13 protein-coding genes, 2 rRNA genes and 1 pseudogene (1 of these 16 only partly in view) are annotated in these 16,992 nt (G+C 66.3%); 7 read left to right on the top strand and 9 right to left on the bottom strand.

Annotated elements, in window-relative coordinates:
- Positions 1-28: 28 nt before the first annotated feature.
- The 5 genes from JQX13_RS16940 to JQX13_RS16920 are packed head-to-tail and all read left to right on the top strand — an operon-like array spanning position 29 to position 5,042.
- Positions 29-1,552, top strand: coding sequence for a flavin-containing monooxygenase (locus tag JQX13_RS16940; protein WP_239014792.1), 1,524 nt, complete (start codon positions 29-31; stop codon positions 1,550-1,552).
- Positions 1,545-2,621, top strand: coding sequence for an alpha/beta hydrolase (locus JQX13_RS16935; RefSeq protein ID WP_203410039.1), 1,077 nt, complete (start codon positions 1,545-1,547; stop codon positions 2,619-2,621). The genes JQX13_RS16940 and JQX13_RS16935 overlap by 8 nt, the downstream gene beginning before the upstream one ends.
- Positions 2,618-3,472 (top strand): SDR family NAD(P)-dependent oxidoreductase, encoded by an 855-nt coding sequence (locus JQX13_RS16930; protein WP_203410038.1) that lies wholly within the window; start codon positions 2,618-2,620, stop codon positions 3,470-3,472. The genes JQX13_RS16935 and JQX13_RS16930 overlap by 4 nt, the downstream gene beginning before the upstream one ends.
- On the top strand, positions 3,469-4,173 hold the full coding sequence (locus tag JQX13_RS16925) for a QsdR family transcriptional regulator (RefSeq protein ID WP_203410037.1): 705 nt from the start codon (positions 3,469-3,471) through the stop codon (positions 4,171-4,173). Before JQX13_RS16930 ends, JQX13_RS16925 begins: the two co-directional genes overlap by 4 nt.
- On the top strand, positions 4,170-5,042 hold the full coding sequence (locus tag JQX13_RS16920; RefSeq protein ID WP_203410036.1) for a metal-dependent hydrolase: 873 nt from the start codon (positions 4,170-4,172) through the stop codon (positions 5,040-5,042). Before JQX13_RS16925 ends, JQX13_RS16920 begins: the two co-directional genes overlap by 4 nt.
- On the opposite strand, the gene JQX13_RS16915 is transcribed toward JQX13_RS16920, so the two are convergent.
- The 3 genes from JQX13_RS16915 to JQX13_RS16905 are packed head-to-tail and all read right to left on the bottom strand — an operon-like array spanning position 4,994 to position 11,027.
- A complete protein-coding gene (locus tag JQX13_RS16915) occupies positions 4,994-5,740 on the bottom strand; it encodes a DUF1571 domain-containing protein (protein WP_203410035.1) in 747 nt (248 codons plus the stop codon). The two genes, JQX13_RS16920 and JQX13_RS16915, sit on opposite strands and share 49 nt — an antisense overlap.
- A 38-nt stretch (positions 5,741-5,778) precedes the next feature.
- Entirely contained in the window at positions 5,779-7,194 is a 1,416-nt protein-coding gene (locus tag JQX13_RS16910) for an OmpP1/FadL family transporter (protein ID WP_203410034.1), read from the bottom strand.
- Complete coding sequence (locus JQX13_RS16905; RefSeq protein WP_203410033.1) at positions 7,191-11,027, bottom strand: hypothetical protein; 3,837 nt, start codon at positions 11,025-11,027, stop codon at positions 7,191-7,193. Before JQX13_RS16905 ends, JQX13_RS16910 begins: the two co-directional genes overlap by 4 nt.
- Before the next feature lie 214 nt (positions 11,028-11,241).
- Between JQX13_RS16905 and JQX13_RS16900 the strand changes: the two genes are divergently transcribed.
- Positions 11,242-11,988 carry a MerR family transcriptional regulator gene (locus JQX13_RS16900; RefSeq protein ID WP_203410032.1) on the top strand — a complete coding sequence of 249 codons (747 nt, stop codon included), beginning with the start codon at positions 11,242-11,244 and terminating at the stop codon, positions 11,986-11,988.
- A 269-nt stretch (positions 11,989-12,257) separates the two neighbouring features.
- Here the strand turns inward: JQX13_RS16900 and JQX13_RS16895 are convergent, their stop codons facing one another.
- From JQX13_RS16895 to JQX13_RS16885, 4 genes and pseudogenes are all read right to left on the bottom strand, one after another.
- Positions 12,258-12,428 carry a transposase domain-containing protein gene (locus tag JQX13_RS16895; RefSeq protein WP_203410031.1) on the bottom strand — a complete coding sequence of 57 codons (171 nt, stop codon included), beginning with the start codon at positions 12,426-12,428 and terminating at the stop codon, positions 12,258-12,260.
- Positions 12,380-13,049, bottom strand: a pseudogene (gene tnpB / locus JQX13_RS16890) (IS66 family insertion sequence element accessory protein TnpB). Before tnpB ends, JQX13_RS16895 begins: the two are co-directional and overlap by 49 nt.
- Before the next feature lie 50 nt (positions 13,050-13,099).
- Positions 13,100-13,231 carry a hypothetical protein gene (locus JQX13_RS55395; RefSeq protein ID WP_275425001.1) on the bottom strand — a complete coding sequence of 44 codons (132 nt, stop codon included), beginning with the start codon at positions 13,229-13,231 and terminating at the stop codon, positions 13,100-13,102.
- 107 nt (positions 13,232-13,338) lie between these two features.
- On the bottom strand, positions 13,339-13,512 hold the full coding sequence (locus tag JQX13_RS16885) for a hypothetical protein (protein WP_203410029.1): 174 nt from the start codon (positions 13,510-13,512) through the stop codon (positions 13,339-13,341).
- 176 nt (positions 13,513-13,688) lie between these two features.
- On the opposite strand from JQX13_RS16885, the gene JQX13_RS54135 reads away from it, so the two are divergent.
- Entirely contained in the window at positions 13,689-13,811 is a 123-nt protein-coding gene (locus JQX13_RS54135; protein ID WP_275425000.1) for a hypothetical protein, read from the top strand.
- Positions 13,812-13,912: 101 nt separating this feature from the next.
- On the opposite strand, the gene rrf is transcribed toward JQX13_RS54135, so the two are convergent.
- Together rrf and JQX13_RS16875 are read right to left on the bottom strand one after the other, a co-directional pair.
- Positions 13,913-14,029, bottom strand: a 5S ribosomal RNA gene (gene rrf / locus JQX13_RS16880).
- A gap of 168 nt (positions 14,030-14,197) precedes the next feature.
- Positions 14,198-16,992 (bottom strand): 23S ribosomal RNA (locus tag JQX13_RS16875) (it continues 173 nt past the right edge of the window).

Here is a 16,992-nt window from a genome sequence, read left to right as displayed (position 1 = left end):
GGGATATCCGTCCGGACAGGAGGTTCGATTGTCCCCACGGCATCCCACGCACTTTCATGTCGCCATCGCCGGAAGCGGTTTCTCCGGCCTCGGGATGGCCATCCGGCTCAAGCAGGAGGGATTCGAGGACTTCGTGGTCTTCGAGCGCGCACAGGAGGTCGGCGGCGTCTGGCGCGACAACTCGTACCCGGGCTGCGCATGCGACGTGCAATCCCATCTCTATTCCTTCTCGTTCGCTCCCAACCCGGGTTGGTCCCGCTCCTACTCGCCCCAGGCGGAGATCCACGCCTACCTCCGCGACTGCACCGCCAGGTTCGGCATCCGGCCTCACCTCCGCTTCGGGCACACGGTCCGCGAGGCCCGCTGGGATGACCGTCTGCAGCGCTGGCACATCGAGACCTCGGAGGGACGCTACACCGCGGATGTCTTCATCGCCGCCGCGGGAGGCCTGAGCGACCCGGCCATTCCCAAGCTGCCGGGCCTCGAGACGTTCCAGGGCAAGGTGATGCACTCGGCTCGGTGGGACCATGGCTACAGCCTCGCCGGACGCAGGGTGGCGGTCGTCGGCACCGGCGCCTCCGCCATCCAGTTCGTTCCCCGCCTCCAACCCCAGGTGGGCAAGCTGCTCCTGCTCCAGCGCACGCCCGCCTGGGTCCTCCCTCGCGGAGACCGGGCCATCCGCCCCACGATGCAGTGGGTGTACCGGACGGTGCCCGGAGCACAGCAGCTCACCCGTTGGCTCATCTACGTGCTCCGCGAGTTGCTGGCCTTCGGGTTCCTGCACCCGTGGCTCCTCAGACTCGCCCAGCGGCTCGCCGTGCGGCACCTGGAGCAATCCGTCCCCAATCCGGAGCTGAGGGCCAGACTCACTCCCCATTACACGATGGGCTGCAAGCGCGTCCTCCTCTCGGATGACTACCTCCCCTCGCTCACCCGAGAGAACGTCGAGGTCGTCACCGAGCAGATCCGCGAGGTGCGTACGCACTCCATCGTCCTGTCGGACGGCACCGAGCACGAGGTCGACGCGCTCATCTTCGGCACCGGGTTCCAGGTGAATGACCTGCCCATCACCCATCAGGTCCGGGGACGCGACGGGCGCACGCTGGCCCAGGTGTGGGGGGGAACCATGCAGGCGCACCTCGGCACCTCGGTGAGCGGGTTCCCCAACTTCTTCATGATCCAGGGGCCCAACACCGGGCTCGGCCACAGCTCGGTCATCCTGATGATCGAAAGCCAGATCGAACACGTGCTCGGCGCGCTGCGCTACCTCGAGGGACGGGGCCTGGCAGCGGTGGAGCCCACGCCCGAGGCCCAGGCCGAGTTCGTCCGTCAGGTCGACACCCGGATGCGCGGAACGGTCTGGCTCCAGGGCGGGTGCTCGAGCTGGTACCTCGATGCCACGGGTCGCAACTCCACCTTGTGGCCGGGGCTCATCTCCACGTTCAAACGCCGCGTGGAGCACTTCGAGCCCACCGAGTACGTCGCCATCACCCGCCACGCGCAAGCGCTTGCATTGCCACACGAGCCGCGGAGGATGCTGGCCCATGGCTGAAGACACCCTCACCTTCCGGGAACGGATCGAGCACCGCGTCGCTCGCGCCCTCCTGAGCCTGCCGCCGGGCCTCCAGCTCCGCCTCTCCGGCAAGCCCCCCGTGCAGCGCGACGGCCTCACCCTGCACCCGGAGGTCCAATTGCTGCTCACGTTGCGCGAGCGCATGGGCGCCGTGGCCATGTCGGCCCTGCCCCCGGTGGAGACGCGCCGCCGTGCGCGCCGCGAGGCCCGGGTCCACGCGGGTGAACCCATCCCCGTGGGAGCAGTACGGGAGCTCGTGCTGGAGACGACGGCCGGTCCGCTCCAGGCGCGCCACTATGCCCCGGTGAGCTCCGAGCCGCGCGAGCCGCTGCTCGTGTTCTTCCATGGCGGAGGATTCGTCCTGGGCGACCTCGACACCCACGACAACGCCTGCCGGCTGCTGTGCCATCACGCCCACCTGCACGTCCTGGCCGTCGACTACAGACTCGCGCCCGAGCACCCGTACCCCGCGGCCCTGGAGGATGCGATGGCCGCCTACGCCTGGGCGTGCGAGCACGCACGTGAGCTCGGGGCGGATCCCACTCGCGTCGCGGTGGGGGGAGACAGCGCGGGTGGCAACCTGGCCGCCGTCACCTCACAGCTCGCCGTCCGCGACGGACTCCCCGCTCCGGCGTTGCAGCTCCTGCTCTACCCGGCGGTGGACCGCACCTGTGAACGGGCGTCGCACGGGCACTTCTCCGAGGGCTTCTTCCTCACCCGGGCGGACATCACGTGGTTCCAGGAGCAGTACACCGGCGCCGCGTGTGATGGCTCGGACCCGAGGATCTCCCCGCTGCTGTGCCGCGAGCTGTCCGGCCTGCCGCCCGCGGTGGTGGTCACCGCCGGGTTCGATCCGCTGCGCGACGAGGGCGAGGCCTATGCCCGGGCGCTCCAGCAAGCTGGCACACGAACGTCACTGCGCCGCTTCGATGCGCTCATCCACGGCTTCGCCAATATGGTGGGAGTGAGCCGCGCCTGCCGCGACGCGGTGGTGGAGGTCGCGGCCATGGTAGGAAACGAAATCAACCGGAGCGGAGTCAGTCCATGAATTCTGTGAAGGGAAAGGTCGCGGCCATCACGGGAGCGGCGTCGGGGATCGGCCTCGCGACGGCGGTGCTGCTCGCGCGCAATGGCTGCCATGTGGCGATCTCCGACGTGAACGAGCAGGGCCTCGCGGAGACGGCGGAGACGTGCCGGGGCCACGGCGTCGAGGTGCGCACGGCGCGCGTGGATGTCTCGAAGCGCGAGGCGGTGCACGCCTGGGCCGACGACGTGGCCGGGGACCTGGGCGCCGTCCACATCGTCATCAACAACGCCGGCGTCGCCCTGGGCGCCACCATCGAAGACACCCGATACGAGGACTTCGAGTGGCTCATGGGCATCAACTTCTGGGGCGTGGTGCACGGCACCAAGGCCTTCCTGCCGCACCTCAAGGCCGCGGGTGAAGGCCACATCGTCAACATCTCGAGCGTCTTCGGCCTCATCGCGTTCCCCACGCAAGCCGCCTACAACGCCGCGAAGTTCGCGGTGAAGGGCTTCACGGAGGCGCTGCGCCAGGAATTGGAGGTCGAGGGCCACCCCATCGGCGTCACGAGCGTCCACCCGGGCGGTATCAAGACCAACATCGCCCGGAGCGCCCGGATGGTCCACCGCAAGGGCTGGGTGGACCCGAACTCGACCTCGGACTTCGAGAAGCTCTTCGCCACCACGCCCGAGCGCGCCGCGGCCGACATCCTCTCCGCCATCCTCAAGAACCGGCGGCGCCAGCTCATCGGCACCGACGCCGTCTTCATCGATCTCATGCAGCGACTGATGCCCACCTTCTACCAGCGCATCCTGGTGGCGGGTGCACGACGGCGGTGGCGGAAGATGATGCTGCCCGCGAACCCCACGACATGAAACGCACCCGCGAGCCCAACCGCCGTGCCGCCGCGCGGCGACCCGAACGCCTGAAGCGTCCCGCCCGGAGCACGCAGCAGAGCCTCCCGGTGACTCCCCTCACCCGGAGGCTCGAAGCGCCCGCGCGGGCCACGCCCCAGGATCTGTTCGCCCTGGCGATGGACTGGTGGATGAAGGGCGAGCGCTTCGACATCGGGCGCATGGCGCAGGAGCTGGGCGTCAGCCGGGCCACCGTGTTCCGCTGGGTGGGCACCCGCGAGCTGCTCTATGGCGAGGTCCTCTCGTCCTTGTTCGCCGAGGCGCTCGACACCGCCCGCCGGGAGGCGCGTGGCGAAGGGGCCGAACTCATCACCGACATCACGCAGCGGCTGCTCCACTTCATCGTCGAGGACGAGCCCCTCCGGCGCTTCGTACAGCAGGACCCCGAGTACGCGATGCGCGTCCTGATGTCGAAGAGCAGCACGGTGGAGCAGCGCAACGCCGCGAGTGTCCGCGCGGCGCTGGAGGACGGCGTGCGGGCCGGCCACATCCGGCCCGCGATGGACCTGGATGCCCTGGCCTATGTCATCATCCGGATTGGAGAGTCGTTTCTGTACCGGGATGCCATCACCGGAGATCCACCGGACGTAGAATCCGCCATCACCGCCATCCGCATCCTGCTCACCGCCGAGCAGCGCAAGGAAAAGGAGGGACTCGCATGACGAACCTGGCGCCAAGAAGGGAGCCCCCGGAGGTGCGCGACCTTCGCTTCGACCTCTCGGACGTGCCCAGATACTGGCACGGCGGCCGGCGAGCGGTTTCGCTCTTCTTCGACAACCTGTCGGTGTTCTTCCCCGCGGGCGAGCGCTTCTTCATGGCGAGCGTGAAGGCCTTCCGCAACCAGGTGAAGGACGAACAGCTCAGGCGCGAGATGGACGCCTTCTGCGCTCAGGAGGGCCACCACAGCCGGGAGCACGTCCGGTACAACAAGATGCTCGCCGACAACGGCTACCCCGTGGTCGCCATGGAGCAGCGCGTGGAGCGGCTCCTGCGGCGCGTCACGAAACACACGTCCCGGCAATGGCAGCTCGCGGTCACCTGTGCGCTGGAGCACTTCACCGCGCTGCTGGCGAGCCTCGTCTTGAAGGACCCTCGGATAATGGAGGGCGCCCACCCCAAGATGGCCGAGCTCTGGCGCTGGCACGCCGCCGAGGAGAACGAACACAAGGCCGTGGCGTTCGACGTCTACCTCGCCATCGGCGGCTCCTGGCTGACGCGGTGTCTCGTCATGGTGCTGACGACCGTGACGTTCTGGGCCCGGGTCTTCGGCCACCAGGTCCGTCTGATGTACGCGGAGAAGATCCTCTTCTCCGTGCGCGAGTGGTTCGACCTCGCGCGCTTCCTGTTCCTCGAACCCGGAAGGCTGCCCGGACTCCTGGGACCCTACCTGAGCTACTACCGGCCCGGCTTCCACCCGTGGGAGCACGACACGTACGCGCTGCTCGAGCAATGGAAGGCGGGGCTCGGCTCGCGGCCGGCCGCTCAGAGGGACGACGGAGAGAAATCGGCCCTGGACACCGGCTGCACGTGACTGAAGTCGAAGCGCTCCAACGGTCCGCGCGCGTCGTCGATCTCCAGCACGACCGGTAGGGCCAGCACCGGATCCACGCAGATGCGCGCACGCTTCGCGTACAGGTGCGCCCCACCGTCGGGCGCGTCGAAGGTGATGCAGTAGCGTCCCGTCGCGTCCAGCCCTTCGTCCTGCCGGGAATATCCGCCGACCGCCTCTCCCTTCGCGAAGCAGTCCTCCAGGATGCCGATGATGGACGTGAAGGCGAAATCCGTGACGGGGTGGTTCGTGTCGCCACGGGCAAGTCTGCCGTTCATGTCGATCCACACCGCGCCAGCGATGCCGAGGACTCCCGCCTCGCGGACCCGCAGCTCGTTCTTCTTCACCGAGGCGTCATAGACCACCTTCCGTCCCTTGGCGGGTCCGTCCAGGACCTCCAGCCGCAGGGCCCGAGGCGATTGCCGGACCCACAGGTGGATCGTCTGCGGCTTCAGCAACTCGCCGGAGACGCGCTCGCGCTTCACCACCTGCGTCTCATAGGTGCCCATCCGGGTGGCGGACACCTTCCCCGCCTCCAGCAGTTCCTGGGTCGACGCCCCCGCGAACAGCTCCGCCAGCTGCTCGCGCGAGAGTGCCTTCACCTGGGCGCGCCGCTCCTCCAGCGACAGCCGAGCGAGGGAGGGAAGATCCGGAGAGGACGAAAGAGCGGGCGTCGTCATCAATACACCCGGCATCAGGAGGGTAAGGAGGGTTGGGTTCATGGCGTCTGGAGTTGGTAGCGAAGGCCCACCCCCAGGATGCTCGTCCGCACCTGGTAGCGGCCTCCATTCACGGGAGTCGTCGGGAACTCCTCTCCCGCAAGTGGGTTGATGCGTGGCACCGCGGCCTCCGAGGGAGACACCTCGCGCTGCCCACCAAAGGCTCGCGAATACACCGCGTCCAGCCGCAAACGCTCCCCCAACCGCAGACCCAGGCCCACCGAGCCCGTCACCCTGTCCGAGTCCACCGTCAGCGGGGCGAGGTACGCCGCGGGAATCGCGCTCTGCTCGTAGCTGAGGCCCGCCCGCACATCGAGCGCGAACGCGCTGCCCACCGCGAGGGAATACTCGCCCCCGAGCCGGAACGACTGGCTGTCCCTGAACCGGCGGGGAATCGAGATGGCGGGCACGTTGAACGGGCTGGGGATACCAATCACGTCGTGGATGCGCACGTCTTCCGGAACGATATCGATGGCCTCATGCGAGGACCAGAACTCCCGCGCATAGCCCAGCTCCACCCTCAGTGCATCCAGGGGACTGACCTCCACACCCGCCCGGAGGATCGCCGGCAGCACGAGCTTCAGCCGGGCCTCCTTCCCCTCCTGTCGCGCCTGGGCGAACACCGCCGCGCTCGGCAGCCGCACGCGGACCGTGGCGGGTGCGTCCAGGATGTACCCGAGCTGTCCGCTCAGCCCCACGCGTACCCGCTTCATCGGACGCACGATGACGCCGAAGCTCGCGCTTGGCGCCAGCAGGCCCGTGGCCTTCAGCTCCGCCAATGCATCGTAGGACGGATCCTCCGGCGCCGAGAGCACCCGGTCCGGGGGACCCGTGTTGAACACGGTCTGCGTCACGAAGCTGCCCGTGAGCACGTTCACGCCCGCGCCCACCTGGAGGAAGTCGGAGGGCCGGTACGCCGCCGACACCCCGGGAATGACCAACAGCGAGCCATCCAGCGTGACCAACGAGTAGCGCGCCGGGGAAGGTGTTCCGTCCTCCAGCACCAGGGGATAGCTCATCACCGCCATCTGCGGCGCCAGCACGCCCGCGGCGACCACGAATTGCTTCTTCTCACCGAGCACCCAGGCTCCCGCCATCGTTGGAATGGGCAGGAACTCGGACGAGCCCCGCACGGAGGGCAGCTCGCTCACCCGCGTGGCGCCCGCGCCGTCCGTCACCAGCGCATGCCGTGTGAAGTCCGTTGAGGAGCGCACCCAGGCGCCGTCGAACAGCACGCTCGCCCCCGCGTCCATCAGGCCCGCCGGGTTGTACCAGAGCGCCCCCAGGTCGTCCGCGCCCGCCACGAAGGCGCCTCCGCGCCCCAGGGGACGGACACCGCGATCTCCCACGTACAGGCCGCTGGCGCTCGCGAACAGGGGACAGAAGAGCGCCGTCAGGAGAGCGAGCGCCTTCACCGTGCACCCCCGTTCTTGTTCGCCACCGCGTAGAACCGCTCCAGCCCGTGCTCCGGATCCAGCAGGAACGACGCGAGTTCGTGGCTGATGCGCTGATAGTCCTCCGCCGAGCGCGCCTCCGCTCGCCCCGGCACCACGCGCTGGACGTCCGCCACCGCCTCCGTGAGGACCTCCCACGGTGTCCGGGGCATGGCCTCTCCGGGTATCTCCGTGGGCGTCACCAGCCGGGAGAGCACCCCCGTCATCAGCTCATGCGGGTCCATCTCCCGCGAGCACACCTGCGTCTTCCCGTCCTCCGCGTACGCCTTGCTCGCCACCCTGCGCCCCAGCATCAGGGTCGCGTCCACCAGCTCTCCGGGCGTCAACGCCTCCGCGGCCAGGTGTGCCAAGGGCGCGCGGTGCTTCCCCTCCGATGCCAGCCCTTGCACCACGTCCACCGACGTCCCCAGCAGCGCCGGCCAGGACTCCGCTGAATCGGGGTCCAGCAGGTAGCCCGTCAGCCCCTCCACCTCGGCCCACAGTGCCGCGTCCCGTCTCGCCGCCTCCAGGAAGTCCCACGCCGTCGCGAACAGCGGGCCCCCCAGGAGGTCCTCGAGCGCCTGCGTCACCTCGTCCCGCATCCAGGTGCACCGCGCGTACGGCGGTGTCCACGTCTCCGGGCAGCGTGCGTACAGCTCCGCGCGCAGCAGGTCGATCGTCGGTGGCAGCAGCCGCGCCGCCAGGGGGTTCGTGAAGACAGACGTCTCGCGCTCACCTTGCACAGCGAGGAACTGGTCAGCCAACCGCGACCACGCGCTCTCCCAGGCATCGCGTCGGTCCGGCTCGTCGGGGTGCTCGGCCGCGCGCCGGTCGAAGGCTTCATCCATCGCCGAGAACGCATCGAACACCAGTGACAGCGGCGTCACCTGCTCCCGCGTCACCCCGTCCTGCCGTACATGCGTGGAGTTGCCGCGCCGATCCGTCAGCCCCACCGCCGCGGCCCGGGCCGGATCGACGGCCGTCCGCACCAACTCCGCCAGCACCTTCACGCCATCCCGCGCCTCGGTCCGCGTGCACTTCCTCGTCGCCGCGTCCACCTGCGTGCAGTGCGGCACCTGGAGCGCCCGGAGCTTGGGCACCAGCGACTGGAGGCTTCCGATCGCGTCTCCGCGCAGGAGCTCCGCGACGAGCGGCTCGAAGCGCACCGCGCCCGCTCGCGAGCACTGAGGGTCGGCCGGGTTGCTCGTCAGTCTGCATTCGCTGGCCGGTGCCTGATCGCTCATGTAGTGCCGGTAGAGCACCTCCATCATCTGGATGAACAGGTCCTCCCGGTCGCGGCTCGTGAACGCGAGCAGCAGGGGACGGATCGCCTTGAAGAAGCCCTCCGTCTCCAGCATCAGCAGCGTGTCCGGGTTGCGGCGGGGGAACCACTCGTCCGCCGCACAGGTCCGCAGGCCGCGAACCTTCCCATCCGGTGCCGCGTCCTCCGCGTCCGGATCCGGATCCGTGATGACCCGCTCCGGACACACCGAGCTGCCAATGTTCGCGCCCTGCAGGTCCCTCAGGAAGCGGTTGGTGATGTAGTTCTTGCCGCTCGAGGTGGGGCTGTCATTCACCTGATCGAACATGATCATCCGGTTGAGCCACTCGGTCTTCGGCCGGAAGTCCTTGCTGTCACCCGCCGTCCAGAAACCGGTGATGCCGCTGGACTGCTCCATCACGCTCACCGTCGTGGCACCGATGCCAAGGATTCCATCCCGGATGATGGATGGCCGCATGTACAACTTCGCCTTGCCCACGATGGACTGCAGGTAGAACACCGCCATGTTCTCGACCTTGAAGACCTCGCACTCCTTGTAGGTCCCGCCGAACAACGGCAGGTCGAGGTTTCCCGCGAGCGGCACTCCACGCGCGTGCACCACCGCGCCCGCCTTGTTGCAGAACGTCACGCCATTGGCGTCATGCACGATGTTGAGGAAGCGATGCAGCAGACTCCGGTTCAAGCCCGCGTCCGGCTGCGTCCGGTCCACCCGCGTGCGCGGATTGCCATTGTCCTCCGTGGTCAGGTTCCTCGGTGGCCCGTTGAGCAGGTTCCGGTCGTAGTCGATGCGGTCGCGGTGCTCCATGAAGCTCGCGAACGCCGTCCCCAGCCCCTTCGAGTCGGGATGCCCCATCGCATTCACGATGTCCTCCAGCAGCCCGGGCTCGCGGGAGATCTCCACCACCACGTCCACCAGCTCGTCCCGCAGCGTGTTGCCCGCCTTCAGCTCCGCCTCCGGGTGTGCGTCCACCGAGCGCAAGAAGGTCCGCAGCAGGGCCACCAGCCGCGCCACATCGCCGGAGTGCTCCGTCACCAGCGCGCGCCCGAGCACCAGTGTGTCGTCCGCGGATGGATGTCCCAGCACCTGCGCGCCCGCGTGCACCAGGTCCAGCACCGGCGACTCGTCCGCGTGGAAGGAATCATAGGCCACGGTGACGGGCGGGTACTCGCGCGTGCTCGACTTCGCACCGTCGCGTGTGCCCAGCACCACCGGCAGCCCGTCCAGCAGCTCCATCACCGTGCTGCGCGGGTGCGTGGCATCCGGGGTCATCATCGGCCGGACCTCGGAGAGCACCTGCCCCAGCAGCGTGCGCCGGGCATCGACATAGGCATACAGCGGCGAGCCGCCCGGCCCGGAGAGCGCACGTCCCTCGGCGTCACGCACGGCCGTGTCCTGTACGCCCGGCACCGGGAAGGGCGAGGGCACCGGCGCGGTGGAGCCCGGAACGAACCGGCCGAGCCCGTCCACGTCCGGCAGACCATCCGCATCCGCGTCCACGAAGGGCAACCCCAGCGTGGACACCGCCGCAACCCCGCGCCGGTCCCGCCTCAGCGCGAGCACCGGAGCCTCGGAGGACGCGGGACCCGCATCGGTGAGCAGCAGGGTGGACAGCAGCTCCGTGACCGTGCGCGGGCGGGACAGGATGTCCCGCTTCGCGACCGCGTCGTAGGTGACCGACAGGGGGGCACGCGCCTCCTCCGGCTCCACGGTGCGCAGCGAGTGGTGCGCCACCTCCAGCATCGACGTGAAGGCCGTGCGCGCGGGCCCGGGAGTGGTGCTGGGAGCCACCGCGCGCGTGGCGGCGTCCAACACGTTCCGCATGCCCGGGTACGAGAGCAACGGCCGCAGCGCCCCGAGCGTCCGCTCCGGAGGCTGGTAACCCTGGCGCGCATCCTGCTCGGCCCACAGTTGCGTGGCCACGGGCGAGGCCTCGAAGGACTCCAGCCACGCGCCCAGCGCCCGCGTCGTATCCGGCAACGTGCCGTCACCGTACAGCGCCGTCATACGCCCCAGGAGCGCCGCCAGCTCCGTATGTAGCCTCGCCCGCTCCGGCGTCGCCGGGCCGCACGTCAGCGCCGGGTCCGAATTGGACAGGTCCCGCACTGGCACCTCCGTGTCCGGGAAGAGCGCATTCAGCGCGGCCACCACGCGCGGGCGCTGCCGGGCCAGCGCTCCCAGCCGGGCCAGCGCCTCCGCACGCATCGCCTCCTGCCTGGCCACGCTCACCGGTTGCCCGGCCGCGTCCACCGCGCCCTCGGCCAGCGGAGGCAGCCGCGTCGTGTCCACGCCTTCCGCGTACTCGCCGTCTGGCCCTCGGTGACAGACACCTCGGAAGGAGTCCCCCGAGAGGTCCTCTGGAAGGAGCAGTGCGCCCATGCGATTACACAGGACACCGTAGAACTCCTCACCCAACGTCACGGGCGGCGGGGCAACGCGGGTGGTATCGAACTCGCTCGTTCCGCACGCGGCGCATACCAGCAGCAGCGCGCACACGCGCACGAACCACGGCACTCCGAGGGCGAGCGGACGCATGGAATCTCGCGAAGCGGGAGGGGCTGGGGATTCGACGGATGGACGGGCTGGTATCAAGTGTCCAGTGGCACTTGACGCTCTGTCAAGAAAAGGCAGTAAAGGCAGACACGTGTTGCCTGGTCGACCTTTCACTCTGCTCGTCATTTTCGGATGTCAGGTGTTAACGTGGTGCGTCAGACCGGAATCCCCGGTCTTCATCTGGAGGAAGAGAGTCATGGCGGCGCGAGGCGAGCGGCGGGGACGGACGGCGGTGGATCGCTCCGCGTTCCCGTACCGCATGAAGGACCTGTGCGAGCGCGCGGGTCTGTCCCGGCAGGTGGTGCACTTCTACATCCAGCAGGGACTCCTGCCGGAGGGACGGAAGACGGGCCACAACATGGCCTTCTACGGTGAGCAGCACCTGAAGCGGCTCCAGCTCATCCGACAGCTCCAGGAGGAGCGCTTCATGCCGCTCAAGGCCATCCGCGCCATGCTGGAGGAGCGCGACGATGCCTTCACCCCGAAGCAGCGCGAGCTGATCTCCGAGGTGCGCCAGCGACTGGGGCCCTCGATTGGCGTCGTCGGGCAGAAGGACACGGTGGGCGCGGCGGAGCTGCTGAAGGAGACGGGTGTGAGCCGCACGGAGCTGGCACGCATGGAGGAGCTGGGCCTGCTCGTCACCCGCAAGCAGGGCGGGCGCACGGTGCTGGCACGCGATGACGTGTTCCTCGTGGAGCTGTGGGGCCAGCTCAAGAAGGCGGGCTTCACGGAGGCGCTGGGCTTCCGGGTGGACGATCTGCGCATCTACACGAAGGCCATGTTCTCGCTGTTCGTGAGCGAGGCGCAGCTGCTCAGCGACCGGCTCACCCGCCTACCGCCGGGACAGGCCGCGGAGATGGTCGAGCGCGCCCTGCCGCTCATCAACACGCTCCTCGTCCGCTACCACACCGCCCAGGTCCGCAACTTCCTGGCCACGCATTGAGGGGTCCAGAGCAGGCGATTTCCTCCACCATGGTGAAACCATCCGGACCACCACGCTCCAACTGCCATCTATCCTTCATGGCTCCTTCAGCATGCTCCAACGAAAGGCGAAGGCGGAGGGGCGCCGATGTGCAAAGTAAATGCTCGCCGAGCCCCGTGGTCGAAGAGCTTGACGACGAATGGAGGGCGTGAGGGGGCGTTCACCGCAGTGCGACAAGCACCGCGGCACCCGGTCAGCTCGAGACAGGTGGGAATGAGTGCCGTGGCGCGTCAGCCCTCGGCGGGCTGCGCGAGCTGGTTGGGCAGGGGAATCGGTTCCTCGAGCAGGGCCGCCAGCGCGGCCTCTCGCAGGTAGCGCTTGGGGTCCACCCCGCACAGCTTCGCCGTCTCCGTCAGGCTGTAGTAGAGGGCCGCCACTCGGTACCCCGCCGGCTCCGGCATCCGTAGTGGTTCTTGCGCCCCAGCGCGAGCCCGCGCATGGCGCGCTCGGTGGCCTCATTGTCCAGCGGCACCCGCGGGTCCGTCAGAAACCGTGTCAGCCCCGTCCACCGGTTGCTCATGTATTTGCTGCTCGCACGCCCACTGGTGCAGCCGCTCGATAATGGGTCGGCTCTTCTGCTGTCGCAGTTCCAGCAGGCGCTCCAGATTCTCGGGTCCCTCCTTGTACTCGCGCTCCACTGCGTACAGCCCGGCAATCATCTCCAGGGCTTCCTCGGCTTGGGAAGTCACCCCCTGCGCTGTCTGGGGTTGGAAGAGAGGCACCAGCTTGTACGGCTCGGGCGACAGCGGCGCTCGCCCCACCAGTTCGCTGCCCTCCAGGAACAGGGCCAGCTCCGACACCGTCAGCTGAAGCGGCTGCGCGCCACTCTCGCGCTGCCACAGCGGGGCGAAGCGTCCCTTCTCCAACCTCTTGGCGTACAAGCACAAACCGGTGCCGTCCCAGAAGAGCGCCTTGGCCCTCTTCCTGTCCCGTCCGACGAAGAGAAACACGTCTCCCGAGAGGAAGTCGCGCCCCGGTGTCTGCGTCACCAGCCCGCACAACGCGTCGAAGCTCTTGTGCATGTCGCACGGATGTCCGTAGGCATACACCGCGAGCTTGCGCGTGGAGCCAATCACAGCAGCCCTCGCAACAGCCGCACCGCGTCCTCCAGCGACAGCCCCTCCACCCGCACTTCCCCAGGCCCGTGCACCACCAGCCCCCCTCCTCGCCCCTGGGCTCGCTCCGCCTTCACCTCGACAGGCACCAGCGCCGCCTTCCCGGGCTGCTGCTGGGTGGCTCAGCGCACCGCGCTGCCACACCGACCGAGCGTCCAGCTGCTCATGCCCAACTCCTTCGCCGCTTCCTCCACGCTCACCCCCTGCTGCTCTGGCGCGCTCGCACGTACTCCAACGCCTCCTGTCTCTGCTCCGTCGTGTAGCGCGCTCTCGGGCCCACTCCTCCCCGCTCTTGCACCACCTTCCGGAACTTCTCCGCCTGCACCTTCATGTCCATCTCTTCCGCCTCCTTCATGGGGGCGACGGACATGCTCACGTCTCGGCGCTCACGTCACGACGAGCTCGGGCGAGCATTTACGGGACAATGCCCGGCCACTCGTCGACGAGCACGACAGGCAGGCCGGTACCGTACGATTCCTGGAGGACTACGCGCCGTGGTGGAGCAGGGCACGAAGGCGAGGTGCCGCATGAGCCATGAGTTGATACATGCGCGCGTGCTTGAGCACCTGGAGCGGCTGCGCCTGGGACACCTGGCCGATCGGGCTGGACGCGCTGCTGGAGGAGGCCGCGCGCGGCGAGCCCACATACCTGGAGTTCCTCGACGCATAACTGCTCCGCGGAAAGACACACGCGGAACGCAGAAATCCAGTAGCCCGCAAAGGCGAAGGCCCCGGGTCTCACGTGGCGTGAGACCCGGGGCCTTCAAAAAAATCCGGCAGCGACCTACTCTCCCGCGCGGTTTCCCGCGGAGTACCATCGGCTCTGGAGGGCTTAACTTCCGTGTTCGGGATGGGAACGGGTGGGACCCCTCCGACATTGCCACCGGAAAACATGTGACTCGTGCATACAAAGGGTAGTTTTCAATTTCCTGCTGACAGAAGCTGGTGCCTTCTTCCGGGCCCGGCGCCGCTCGCTTCGGAGCGCGCTCAGGGGCCTCGACCTTGGCCTCGAATCCCTTACTCCCCCCTTGGGGTGGAGCCTGTGAGAGATTGAGGTAAAGTAAGCCGCACGACCAATTAGTACCGGTTAGCTCAACGCGTTACCGCGCTTACACACCCGGCCTATCAACGTCGTAGTCTTCGACGGGTCTTCAGGGGCTTGCGCCCGGGATACCTATTCTCGAGGTCGGTTTCCCGCTTAGATGCTTTCAGCGGTTATCCAATCGACACATGGCTACCCAGCGATGCCTCTGGCGAGACAACTGGTACACCAGCGGTGTCTCCAACCCGGTCCTCTCGTACTAAGGTCAGAGCCTCTCAAGTATCCTACGCCCACAGCAGATAGGGACCAAACTGTCTCACGACGTTTTGAACCCAGCTCGCGTACCGCTTTAATTGGCGAACAGCCAAACCCTTGGGACCTGCTCCAGCCCCAGGATGCGATGAGCCGACATCGAGGTGCCAAACCTCCCCGTCGATGTGAACTCTTGGGGGAGATAAGCCTGTTATCCCCGGAGTACCTTTTATCCGTTGAGCGATGGCCCTTCCATTCAGGACCACCGGATCACTATGACCTGCTTTCGCACCTGCTCGACATGTCTGTCTCGCAGTCAAGCTCCCTTATGCCATTGCACTCGACGCCCGGTTTCCAATCGGGCTGAGGGAACCATCGCGCGCCTCCGTTACATTTTGGGAGGCGACCGCCCCAGTCAAACTACCCACCAGACAGTGTCCCAACTCCCGTTGAGGGGGCATGGTTAGACACCAGAATCCGACAGGGTGGTATTTCACCGTTGCCTCCACCGAACCTGGCGGCCCGGCTTCAAAGGCTCCCACCTATCCTACACAGTCGAACCCTAGTGTCACTGTCAAGTTGTAGTAAAGGTTCACGGGGTCTTTCCGTCTTGCTGCGGGTAAACTGCATCGGCACAGCTATTTCAATTTCGCTGAGTCCCTCTCCGAGACAGTGCGGAAGTCGTTACTCCATTCGTGCAGGTCGGAACTTACCCGACAAGGAATTTCGCTACCTTAGGACCGTTATAGTTACGGCCGCCGTTTACTGGGGCTTCGGATCATCGCTTCGCCTTGCGGCTGACGAATCCCCTTAACCTTCCAGCACCGGGCAGGAGTCAGACCCTATACGTCGGCTTCTTGCCTTCGCAGAGTCCTGTGTTTTTGGTAAACAGTCGCTACCGCCATTTCTCTGCAACCTCTCTCGGCTCCAGCTGTACGCCTTCACCTACCAGAGGCCCACCTTCTTCCGAAGTTACGGTGGAAATTTGCCTAGTTCCTTGGAGGAGAGTTCTCTCAAGCGCCTTAGGATTTTCTCCTCACCCACCTGTGTCGGTTTGCGGTACGGACACCCTGTAGACTCCCCGCGGAACTTTTCTTGGAAGCCGAGCATCAACGACTTACCCCGTGAGGGGCGCCATCAGGTCTCGGGGATGGCTGCCGCGCCTTTTCATCGTACGCGACACCCCTACGCCTTTGGACTGGCACAACCACCGGCCAGCTCGTCTAGCTTTCTCCGTCCTTCCTCGGTTCAACGTCTACAAGATGGCGCAGGAATATTAACCTGCTTGCCATCACCTACGCCTTTCGGCCTCGGCTTAGGTCCCGGCTAACCCTGGGAAGATTAACTTGACCCAGGAAACCTTGGGTTTACGGCGAGGGGGTTTCCCACCCCCTTTATCGCTACTCATTTCGGCATCAGCACTCGCAACCGCTCCAGCAGCCCTTGCGGTCTACCTTCGCTGCAGTTGCAACGCTCCCCTACCACTGCATACGCCTGACGTATGCAATCCGAAGCTTCGGCGCTAGTCTTGAGCCCCGTTACATTTTCGGCGCGGCCTGTCTCGACCAGTGAGCTATTACGCTTTCTTTAAAGGATGGCTGCTTCTAAGCCAACCTCCTGGTTGTCAATGACCTGCCACATCCTTTCTAGTGTTCACTTAGACTAGACTTGGGGGCCTTAGCTGTCGGTCTGGGTTATTCCCCTCTTGCCAATGGACGTTATCACCCACTGACTGCTTCCCGAGATAACAATTACCGGCATTCGGAGTTTGGTACGGTTTGGTAATCTGGTGAGACCCCTAGCCGTTCCAGTGCTCTACCTCCGGTATTGAATTCCTCGAGACGATACCTAAATATCTTTCGGGGAGAACCAGCTATCACGGAGTTTGATTGGCCTTTCACCCCTACACACAGCTCATCCCAGAAATTTTCAACTTTCATGAGTTCGGTCCTCCATGAGGTGTTACCCTCACTTCAACCTGGCCATGTGTAGATCACCCCGCTTCGGGTTATAATGCACGCAACTGTTTCGCCCGTTTCGGACTCGCTTTCGCTCCGGCTCCACCTAGCGGCTTAGCCTCGCTACGTACATTAAGTCGCCGAATCATGATGCAAAAGGTACGCCCTCGCACTGGGTTGCCCCGTAGTGCTCGGACTGCTTGTAGACATGCGGTTTCAGGTTCTTTTGACTCCCCTCACTGGGGTTCTTTTCACCTTTCCCTCGCGGTACTTGTTCACTATCGGTCGCCAAGGAGTATTTAGCCTTACCGGATGGTCCCGGCTGATTCAGGCAGGATTGCACGTGTCCCGCCCTACTTGGGTACCCCGCTCGGCCTCCACCGGTTTTCGCGTACGCGACTATCACGCTCTTTGGTGCACCTTTCCAGGTGCTTCCGCTAACCAGCAAAGGTCCTACCGCGGACCCGTAACCCCGGTGCCACTTTCGTGACACCGGTTTAGGCTGTTCCCGTTTCGCTCGCCACTACTTCGGGAATCACTCATTGTTTTCTTTTCCTCAGGGTACTGAGATGTTTCACTTCCCCTGGTTCGCTCCTTCG

The sequence above is a fragment of the Archangium violaceum genome (assembly GCF_016859125.1).
GTDB lineage: Bacteria > Myxococcota > Myxococcia > Myxococcales > Myxococcaceae > Archangium > Archangium violaceum_A.
Note: the sequence above shows the minus strand (reverse complement) of the source record. Positions and strands in the feature narration are given on the sequence as shown.

What these genes read in the sequence shown, in the direction of transcription:
- JQX13_RS16935 (WP_203410039.1), top strand. Translation starts at nt 1,545, where the DNA reads ATGGCTGAAGACACCCTCACCTTCCGGGAACGGATCGAGCACCGCGTC.
- JQX13_RS16930 (WP_203410038.1), top strand. Translation starts at nt 2,618, where the DNA reads ATGAATTCTGTGAAGGGAAAGGTCGCGGCCATCACGGGAGCGGCGTCG.
- JQX13_RS16925 (WP_203410037.1), top strand. Translation starts at nt 3,469, where the DNA reads ATGAAACGCACCCGCGAGCCCAACCGCCGTGCCGCCGCGCGGCGACCC.
- JQX13_RS16920 (WP_203410036.1), top strand. Translation starts at nt 4,170, where the DNA reads ATGACGAACCTGGCGCCAAGAAGGGAGCCCCCGGAGGTGCGCGACCTT.
- JQX13_RS16915 (WP_203410035.1), bottom strand. Translation starts at nt 5,740, where the DNA reads ATGACGACGCCCGCTCTTTCGTCCTCTCCGGATCTTCCCTCCCTCGCT.
- JQX13_RS16905 (WP_203410033.1), bottom strand. Translation starts at nt 11,027, where the DNA reads ATGCGTCCGCTCGCCCTCGGAGTGCCGTGGTTCGTGCGCGTGTGCGCG.
- JQX13_RS16900 (WP_203410032.1), top strand. Translation starts at nt 11,242, where the DNA reads ATGGCGGCGCGAGGCGAGCGGCGGGGACGGACGGCGGTGGATCGCTCC.
- JQX13_RS16895 (WP_203410031.1), bottom strand. Translation starts at nt 12,428, where the DNA reads ATGCCGGAGCCGGCGGGGTACCGAGTGGCGGCCCTCTACTACAGCCTG.
- JQX13_RS16885 (WP_203410029.1), bottom strand. Translation starts at nt 13,512, where the DNA reads ATGTCCGTCGCCCCCATGAAGGAGGCGGAAGAGATGGACATGAAGGTG.
- JQX13_RS54135 (WP_275425000.1), top strand. Translation starts at nt 13,689, where the DNA reads ATGCGCGCGTGCTTGAGCACCTGGAGCGGCTGCGCCTGGGACACCTGG.